8 protein-coding genes are annotated in these 8,338 nt (G+C 49.2%); 1 reads left to right on the top strand and 7 read right to left on the bottom strand.

The window, feature by feature from the left end; genetic code table 11:
* The 4 genes from LZ11_RS07990 to LZ11_RS07975 form a co-directional block, all read right to left on the bottom strand.
* Window positions 1–1,002: acyl-CoA mutase large subunit family protein (locus tag LZ11_RS07990; protein ID WP_246110759.1), on the bottom strand; the 1,002-nt coding region annotated here is incomplete at its 3' end.
* 250 nt (window positions 1,003–1,252) lie between these two features.
* Complete coding sequence (locus LZ11_RS07985; protein ID WP_246110758.1) at window positions 1,253–2,413, bottom strand: aspartate-alanine antiporter-like transporter; 1,161 nt, start codon at window positions 2,411–2,413, stop codon at window positions 1,253–1,255.
* A gap of 41 nt (window positions 2,414–2,454) precedes the next feature.
* Window positions 2,455–3,954 carry a succinyl-CoA:acetate CoA-transferase ScpC gene (gene scpC, locus LZ11_RS07980; protein ID WP_148867378.1) on the bottom strand — a complete coding sequence of 500 codons (1,500 nt, stop codon included), beginning with the start codon at window positions 3,952–3,954 and terminating at the stop codon, window positions 2,455–2,457.
* Window positions 3,955–4,098: 144 nt separating this feature from the next.
* Entirely contained in the window at window positions 4,099–4,437 is a 339-nt protein-coding gene (locus tag LZ11_RS07975) for a DUF3870 domain-containing protein (RefSeq protein WP_148867377.1), read from the bottom strand.
* A gap of 82 nt (window positions 4,438–4,519) precedes the next feature.
* Here LZ11_RS07975 and LZ11_RS07970 point away from each other — a divergent pair, with 82 nt between their 5' ends.
* Window positions 4,520–4,741 carry a helix-turn-helix domain-containing protein gene (locus LZ11_RS07970; protein WP_222927223.1) on the top strand — a complete coding sequence of 74 codons (222 nt, stop codon included), beginning with the start codon at window positions 4,520–4,522 and terminating at the stop codon, window positions 4,739–4,741.
* Here the strand turns inward: LZ11_RS07970 and LZ11_RS07965 are convergent.
* The 3 genes from LZ11_RS07965 to LZ11_RS07955 are packed head-to-tail and all read right to left on the bottom strand — an operon-like array spanning window position 4,738 to window position 8,331.
* Window positions 4,738–5,856 carry an alanine racemase gene (locus LZ11_RS07965; protein WP_148867375.1) on the bottom strand — a complete coding sequence of 373 codons (1,119 nt, stop codon included), beginning with the start codon at window positions 5,854–5,856 and terminating at the stop codon, window positions 4,738–4,740. The two genes, LZ11_RS07970 and LZ11_RS07965, sit on opposite strands and share 4 nt — an antisense overlap.
* A 38-nt stretch (window positions 5,857–5,894) precedes the next feature.
* Window positions 5,895–7,190: a DUF4129 domain-containing protein gene (locus LZ11_RS07960; protein ID WP_170240333.1), complete on the bottom strand. Its 1,296-nt coding sequence runs from the start codon at window positions 7,188–7,190 to the stop codon at window positions 5,895–5,897.
* Window positions 7,162–8,331 carry a DUF58 domain-containing protein gene (locus tag LZ11_RS07955; RefSeq protein WP_148867373.1) on the bottom strand — a complete coding sequence of 390 codons (1,170 nt, stop codon included), beginning with the start codon at window positions 8,329–8,331 and terminating at the stop codon, window positions 7,162–7,164. Before LZ11_RS07955 ends, LZ11_RS07960 begins: the two co-directional genes overlap by 29 nt.
* Between the last annotated feature and the right edge of the window lie 7 nt (window positions 8,332–8,338).

Raw genomic sequence — 8,338 nt, 5'->3', positions numbered from 1 at the left:
CCCCCCGGTCTGGGTGTGGAAGCGCAGCATCATGGACCTCGGGTCTTTGGCTTTGAAGCGTTCTTTCATTATCCGTGCCCACAGTCTCCTCGCAGCCCTGAATTTGGCCACTTCTTCCAGCAGGTCGTTGTGGGCGTTGAAGAAGAAGGAAAGTCTCGGGGCAAAGTTGTCTACGTCAAGGCCGGCTTTTATGGCGGCTTCTACGTAGGCTATGCCGTTGGCCAGTGTGAAGGCCACTTCCTGTACCGCTGTGGCTCCCGCTTCTCTTATGTGGTAGCCGCTTATGCTTATGGTGTTCCATTTGGGCACGTTCTTGGAGCAGAATTCAAAAATGTCGGTTATGAGCCTCATAGAGGGCTCCGGCGGGAATATGTAGGTGCCCCTGGCTACGTATTCTTTCAGTATGTCGTTCTGGATGGTCCCCGATAGTTTGTCAGCGCTCACTCCCTGTTTTTCCGCTACGGCTATATACATGGCAAGAAGTATCGCAGCAGGAGCGTTTATGGTCATGGATGTGCTGACCTGGTCCAGGGGTATGCCGTCAAACAGTATTTCCATGTCTTTCAGCGAGTCGATGGCTACCCCGACTTTGCCAACTTCACCCTGAGCCATGGGGTGGTCGGAGTCGTAGCCAATCTGGGTGGGCAGGTCGAAAGCTACGCTCAGGCCCGTCTGTCCCTGGGACAGCAAAAACTTGTATCTTTCGTTGGATTCTTCCGCGGTGCCGAAGCCCGCATACTGCCTCATGGTCCAGAAGCGGCCCCTGTACATTGTGGGCTGAATTCCCCTGGTAAAGGGGTATTCACCGGGAAAGCCCAGGTCTTTCATGTAGTCGATTTCCTGTACATCTAATGGTGTATATACGCGGTCCACTTCAATATTGGAGCCTGTGTAGAATTTTTCATACCTCTCAGGGGTCTTTTTTATGACTTTTTCTACTGTTGTGCTTTCCCATCTCGTCTTTTCCTGTTCCAGTTTTTTGAGGGATTCCTTGTCAAACACCTTACCGATACCTCCATTTTATAAGATTTTTTAGAAAAATGAGATTTAGAAAAATGCCCGGCACCCCGAAACGACCGACGGCAAATTTGTCCGGAGCGGGCGAAGTGGGTCATAGCAATACAGCCGGAAGTCTTCAGTGTTGCAATCAGGATGCCGGGAAAACCTGAAAAGCCCCGGGGTAAACGGTATAAATCAACCGCTGAAATTGACGGCGCGGGCTGTAACGGTCCAGCGGGGAATTTTGACTAAATCACCCGAGTATCGTATGGAGCAGTATGGTCCATATTACCATGAAGAGAAGTGCCATCGGATAGGTCGCGCCGTAACCGGTGGCAACCTCGTCGGTACCGGTGGCGTCGATGGCCGCTCCGAGACCCGGCGTGCTGGTCATACCACCGCATATGGCACCGACCAGGAGTATCCAGTTTATCTTCCAAACATACCTGCCAATCAGGAATCCGACCAGTTCGGCGAAAACCCCCGCTAAAAACCCGATTATCATCAGGCTGACGCCGGACTGCTTCACCACTTCCACAACGCCGGCGCCGCTCTCGATACCAACGATAGCAAGGAAGAAGGCCAGGCCCAGTTCTCTAAAAGTGGCCAGCACTTCTTTGGACATGCGGGTGCTCAACGGCCCTATCTTTCCTAAATAGCCCAAAAGTAGCGCGGAGATCAGAACTCCACCGGTGGTTTCCAGTTTTATAGGTGTCGCTATGCCTGGTATTTTTATCGGAATGTTGCCTATGATGATACCCAGGGCAAGGACTATGGTGTAGCTCAGCAGGTTGAACTTCTCATTAGCCGGCGCACCTTTGGCCTTCTCGGTGGTTTCCCCCTGCTTCATTTCCATCCTGTATTTTTCAAGTTCTTTCTTAACGTCTATTCTGAAAATGATCGGGGCCAGATGCACGAAGAGTATCACCAGCAGTACGCCGAAGGGGTATGCCACGGCGTGCCCTATGGTTATATTCGGGTTGTTCTTTGTGGCCTCCAGCGCCGCGGCAAGGCCCGGCGAACTGGTGAGGGCTCCGGTGTAGGTTCCCGATACGAGGTAGGGGTCCAGACTTCCCTGGTGAAGCAAAGTGAGGATGTAAGTGGCGAAGGCTCCGGAAAAGGTGATTATTATCCCCAGCATTACGAATTTCAGTCCGTAAAGTTTTATGACCTTTCCTATGTCCTTGGCTGCCAGCAGTCCCACGGCCGAAACGAACAGCACCAGACTGAAGGTGAAGAGCACATTATCGATCTTGTAGCCTAAAGCCCCAAAGACAAGGCCCACGAAAAGGGCGCCTGAGGTCTCCAGGCTAATACCTTTGATCTTTACTCTTCCAATCATCAGGCCGAGAGCGGTAGCCACGAACAGGATGAAGAATTTGTTCCCCATTACGCTCCTGATAAATGCATCCAATTTTATCCCTCCCTGAAAATTTTTGGTGGTATAAAGGTCTTTTATATCATCCTCCCCTTCCGCAGAAAGTTTATGTGCCAGGAGAATGCTTCCTCGAGTATATGCGGTGTATGGGCGGAACCCGTCATATCCATCGCTTTTTTGTAATATTCCATGAGGGCATCCCTGTAGTCAGGATGAGCACATTTTTGTATGATTTCCCTGGCCCTTTCCCTGGGACTCAGTCCTCTGAGGTCCGCCAGGCCCTGTTCGGTAACCACCACCATTACGTCGTGCTCGGTGTGATCCACGTGGGATACCTTGGGAACTATACAGGAAATTGCACCGTTTTTGGCGGTGGACGGGGTAGCGAAAATGGACATATAGGCGTTTCTAGCGAAGTCTCCAGAACCTCCTATGCCGTTTATCATGCTGGTACCCATTATATGGGTGGAATTTACATGTCCGTATATGTCCACCTCTACGGCGGTGTTCATGGCTATGATTCCCAGGCGGCGGATGACCTCGGGATTGTTGCTTATCTCCTGAGGTCTTAGTATGATCCTGTCCCTGTAGAAATTTATATTTTTATAGAATCGCTCAAGCCCTTCTTCCGAAGGAGTCACCGAGGTGCCAGACGCTATGGTCATCTTGCCGCTGTCCAGCAGGTCGAACACTGCATCCTGGATGACCTCCGAATAAAACTCAAGTCCTTCAAAGGGCGAGTCTACAAGGCCTTTCAGCACCGCGTTGGCTATATTGCCTACGCCCGATTGCAGCGGCAGCAGCTTTTTGGGAAGCCTGCCCCGTTTAACTTCATGGTCCAGGAATTCGATAAGGTGCTGGGAAATTTTTCGCGAACACTCGTTAACAGGAGCAAGGGGTCTGACACTGTCCTTCCTGTTGGTCAGGACTATCGCAGCAATCTTTTCAGGATTGCAGGGTATATAAGTGGTGCCTATCCTATCATCAGTCCTGGTAATGGGTATCGGTTTGCGGTGTGGAGGATTTTCCGGCGTATATATATCGTGCATTCCCTCCAGTTCCAGGGGTTGGCTCTCATTCAGCTCAACTATTACCTTTTCGGCCATCTCTACGAAAACGGGGCTGTTGCCCACCGAGGTGGCCGGTACTATGCCGCCGTCTTCCCTAATGGCCACGGCCTCGATTACGGCCACATCGAGCTTACCCAGAAAAGCGCACCTGATCATTTGAGCCATATGGCTCAGGTGAAGGTCCACAAACTCAATCTCGCCCGAATTGATGCCTTTTCTGATACTGTCATTGGTCTGGTAAGGCATTCTCTTGGCTATGGCGCCGGCCCTGGCAAGAATTCCGTCCAGTTCATCACCTACCGAGGCGCCGGTATATAGAGTTATCCTGATATTTTCCTTCTCGGCCCGTTTCGCCAAGGCCATCGGGACCTCCTTGGGGTACCCGGACGGCGTAAAGCCGCTCGTACCGACGATCATACCGTCTTTGATGAGGGATGCAGCCTCTTCGGCCGTCATGATTTTGGCCTCGAGGCTTCTCAAACGAAGCCTTTCACTAGATGCTTTCATCTTTATCACCCCGTGAAATATATTCATGTAAAAGTAAAACAAAAATGCGGCCGCAGTGGCACAAAACGCCACCTACGGCCGCACATTACCTGCTTTTCCAGTGAAAGGTCTTTTCACCGCCGCAGATAAATGGCCTAACCCATATTAATTTTTACGATTTTCGCTTTTTAGATATTCCTTATACTTCAAATAACATATTTTTAGGGCTGTAATAATTGATTTTTTAGCTGTTCCCCAGTACTGGTTTTCAAATACTCTCAATATGCTCTCGAATTTTTCCATATTTCCCCCAACCACCACCCTTCTGAAAAAGTCCTTGGCCACCGTTGTCGCCAGGGTAATATCCGCATCCTTTATGATCGAAGTCCCGGCATCGATCAATAGGGTAACTCCTACCACGGTATACAGCTTCTGCGCGGTGGTTTCATCGGGGAGCCTCGCATAGCCTGTTACGATAATCTCATGTTCGGGTACGACCCCCATAACAGCCCTCTTTTCTTGTGAATAATTGCACTAATATATTTATTTAATAATTCGCTAAAAGATTACGGAACCCTTCTTTTGGTTGTACCGTTTTGAATATGTATACAGTATTCAAAACATCTTTTTCTCAAGACCTCACGAACTTTCAGACGGCCTGGTACGTTTCAGGATCTATGATTCCCTTAACTGCCGGCATATAAAAGACGCCCTTGAAAGGACCCAGTGGAATATAACAAAAGCCGCAGAGCTTCTGGGTATAAGCCGGTTTGCCCTGCAGCGCAGGATAAAAAAGTATTTTAATTAAATAAAAACTTCAGGTTTCCACGTGCCGTTCCTCATATCCACTTCAATTATTTTCTCCACTTCTTCACCCCTGCAGCCCACCAGGTAGCTGGTCATGTTGCAGGCGGCGCATGCGTGATTGGGGATTATCCGCACCCGGTCCCCTACCCTCAACGACGTTTCCCCTTCGACCTCCACCTTGGCCACTTCCTCCGACAGGCTGACTAAAGTCAGTTCGGGATGACCTGCAACAGCACCGAAACCCTTCACCAGCGAAATGCCGTGGGCTCCCCGGTCAAGGCCTAGGCACTTGCTGCCCACATCGATGATCAGGTTTTTTGGTCTCGGCTTGGAGATTACAGTGCCCATTACGGTGAAAGAACACTTTTCAAGGGGAGCTACTCCCAGGGCTGCCTGGATGCAGTCGTAAAACACGTAGTTTCCGGGCCTGAGCACGTTTATCCTCTCGTCCTTCACGGCATGGCGGAAAGTAGGTGTGCTACCTGCAGCAACGATCTCGACCTTAAAGCCTTCCTTTTCGAGAATACCGGCGGCAGTTTTCAGGGCACCTGCTTCCTGGCGCGCTATTTCATCCACTTCTTCGGACTCGCTAGCGCCGTAAACATGGCCGGGGTGGGTTGCAATGCCGGCCAGCTTCAGGGCTTGGAAGGCGGCCAAATCCCGCGCAAGCCCGACCGCATCTTCCGGCAGGACTCCAAACCTCCGAAGACCGCTGTCTATTATCATGAGGTATTCAAGCTGGATACCGTTCTCCTCAAGGGCGGAAGTAATCTCCCTCGCAACTTCCACACAATCTATGCTCAGAATGATGCGCGCCTTTTGGGCTAACCGGACAACCCTCTTCAGGTTCTCCCTTCCCGCCACCGGGTATGCCAGCATGATATCGGTAAAACCTTTTTCTACGAGCCTTTCCGCTTCCAGCAGAGTCCCCACCAGGAAACCTTCGGCACCGGCGGCCTTCTGCATCTCGGCTATTTCGGTGCTCTTATGGGTCTTGACCATGGGCCAGAGGCGTTTGCCGTAATCGCGGGCGAGTTCTGCCGCTTCCCTGATGTTCCTCTCCAGGATATCCAGGTCTACCAGGAATACCGGGGTGGGCAGGTCGTAAATCTTCATACAGGAAACCTCCTAACGCATTGTTTATTTTATTGGATTTATTTAGAAAGCAGGGACTTAACTAATTTTTTCATTTCTTCCACATCAGAAGGGGATACGGAACCGGGAAAGTACCTGGCCCTTTGGTAAAGCAGCGTAATTCTCTCTACAAAACCCCCGGCATCTTCAAACGCCTTTTTTAGCCGGGGCATGTATTCGAGGGGCGTCTCGGAGGAATTTCTATAATATCCCCTTTTCGCTGCTTCTTTGAGGATCTGCACATAAATTCTCCTTATTTTTCCAGTGAGTGAATCCCCGTAGGCAATTCTCGTATAAGAATTCAATACCCTGCCAGCCTTTAAAATCAGCTGCAAAAGACTGTTTTTAATAGATCCGGGTTTGAATACCGGTTCTCTTTCGTCTTCCGCAAAGTCTTTTTTATCAGAAGGGGTGTACTTTTTAAGCACTATCAGGATAAGTGTTGCAAATACTAGTATGACGAGTATAAAACCGGCTATTTTTAAAATAATTTCCAGACCTTCCGGCATGACGTATTCTTCATATTCATACGGAGCACCTCGTTCACCCGCTTCTCCTGATCCGGCTTGAAACCCCCTGATCCGCGAGCGTTTTAAGAGGGCTGAAATAATAAAACTCAGGGTGCTAACAATCGGGGCCATCAAGGGAGTTAGTATCTTCAACACAATATCTATCAGAGCGAAATAAATGCCCTTTAAGAGGCTAAAGAAAGCTGAAACATAGGCCGGGTCTACAAATTCCACAAAAAGCAGACTAATAAGCACCGCCGATAAGGAAATAATAAGTGTCGTTAGCAGCCATCTTTTCTTAGAGATCCGGGAAGAAAGGGTCTCCATATTATAGGTGGAGAGCGCTATGAGCGAAATTAAAATATAACTGGTAAGCAGCAAAAGCAGTTCACCGGTTTTTCCTTGGTCTTTATAAAAAAGGAGGCACAAAAGAATTAAAAGTGTATACTGCCTGATCCCTGCCATCAGCTCGTAATGGCGCGGCACCCAGCTGCCCTGCCCCGCTCCGAGGATGAAGCAAAAAAAAGCGACAACCAGTTCGTAATAACCGGAGCCGATTTTTAAGACCGTTATTAAGACCAGCACCGATATGAAAAGCGGTTTTTTGAGACTCTCGAACCTGTAATAAGCGGTATTAAAAAGAAGCCCTGCTAAAAGCCATAATAAGACTTCATAGGCCGGCAAAAGCACGCCTTCAGGAGCGTACTGCCTAAATACCGACAGCACAATGAGGGCGAATAAACAGTTGACACCGTAAAAAAGTATTATTTTCAATACCCTATACCAATCGGATGAGGGAAATTTCACGCCATACTTCCTCCCCGAACGCATGATACGTGAGGACACCTTCGGGCCCTTTTAGCTCTGCGTTCTTTCTTCCTGCCAGAACCAGGGCCACATCCATCCCCATTTTTTGCAGCAATTTAACGACCTTTTCACCGTTCTTGCCCCAGCTGCCGGTTATGTATATTACCTTGCTGCCTTTTTTTAACATTCCCAGGGTTCCGGGCATCATTTCTTCCATTTTGAATATGCTGTAATTTGAAAGGCGGGCAAGACACTCCAGGATCGTCCTCAGGTGCATCGAACCCGAACCGTAAGGTATTAACGTTATTAAATCGGTATCCTTATCGGGGGAAATCATCCTTCCGTTGCTGGCAAGCATCACCTGGCAGCCCTGATCCAGGGCTCTCTTGGAAATTGACGCCGCCAGCATTACCAGGAATTCCGACAGTTCGGGATCGATTCCTTCCCAGGCGATTTCAAAGGTGTTCACATCTAGCAGTATGCAAATCTTCTTTGTGAAGCTGGAGTCGTAAACTTTCACCCTGAGCCTTTCAAGTTTAGCCGTGGACTTCCATTCCACATCTTTCGGCGGATCTCCCGGCACATAGTCTCTTGTGCCGGTAAAGTAAAAAGGATCTGTTAAAAGCGTTTTGCGGCCGCTGACACCCGAAAGGGTGATGTCCGGCCTGCCTTCTACCACTGCAACGTCGACTATCCGGGGATATACTATCAGCCTGGCAGTGGAACCCAGGGATTTTTCTTTATTGAAGAAACCAAACACGTCTCCCGTACTTAAAATCCCGGGTCCCAAGGCGAAAATTCCGCGGTTACGGCAATAAACCGGATATTTTCTCCGCACTTTCTGGTACCATAATAGTGAATACAGCCCGCTCAAGATTTTCTTATCAGCCCTGTGGTGGGGGGCTAAATTTCCTTTCAAAAATTCTATTGCCGCAGGCACCTCGGTATCTACCCTTATCCAGGGAAGCGGAAGGATTTTGACATTTGTTAATTCCTGTATGTAATTTACCGTATCACCGAAAAACACCCGCTCTTTCTCAAACCGGTGATTGAATTCCAGCCCTTTAACACTAAATGCGCTCCAAAAATACGATATCCCGAGAGCGGCGGTCACCGCTGCAACAAGCACTAATACCTGCATGATTTTT

Source organism: Thermosediminibacter litoriperuensis (assembly GCF_008124715.1).
GTDB lineage: Bacteria > Bacillota > Thermosediminibacteria > Thermosediminibacterales > Thermosediminibacteraceae > Thermosediminibacter > Thermosediminibacter litoriperuensis.
The sequence above is the reverse complement of the archived record's forward strand: the minus strand, read 5'-3'. Positions and strand labels throughout refer to the sequence as shown.

What these genes read in the sequence shown, in the direction of transcription:
- LZ11_RS07965 (WP_148867375.1), bottom strand. Translation starts at nt 5,856, where the DNA reads ATGAAGATTTACGACCTGCCCACCCCGGTATTCCTGGTAGACCTGGAT.
- LZ11_RS07975 (WP_148867377.1), bottom strand. Translation starts at nt 4,437, where the DNA reads ATGGGGGTCGTACCCGAACATGAGATTATCGTAACAGGCTATGCGAGG.
- scpC (WP_148867378.1), bottom strand. Translation starts at nt 3,954, where the DNA reads ATGAAAGCATCTAGTGAAAGGCTTCGTTTGAGAAGCCTCGAGGCCAAA.
- LZ11_RS07955 (WP_148867373.1), bottom strand. Translation starts at nt 8,331, where the DNA reads ATGCAGGTATTAGTGCTTGTTGCAGCGGTGACCGCCGCTCTCGGGATA.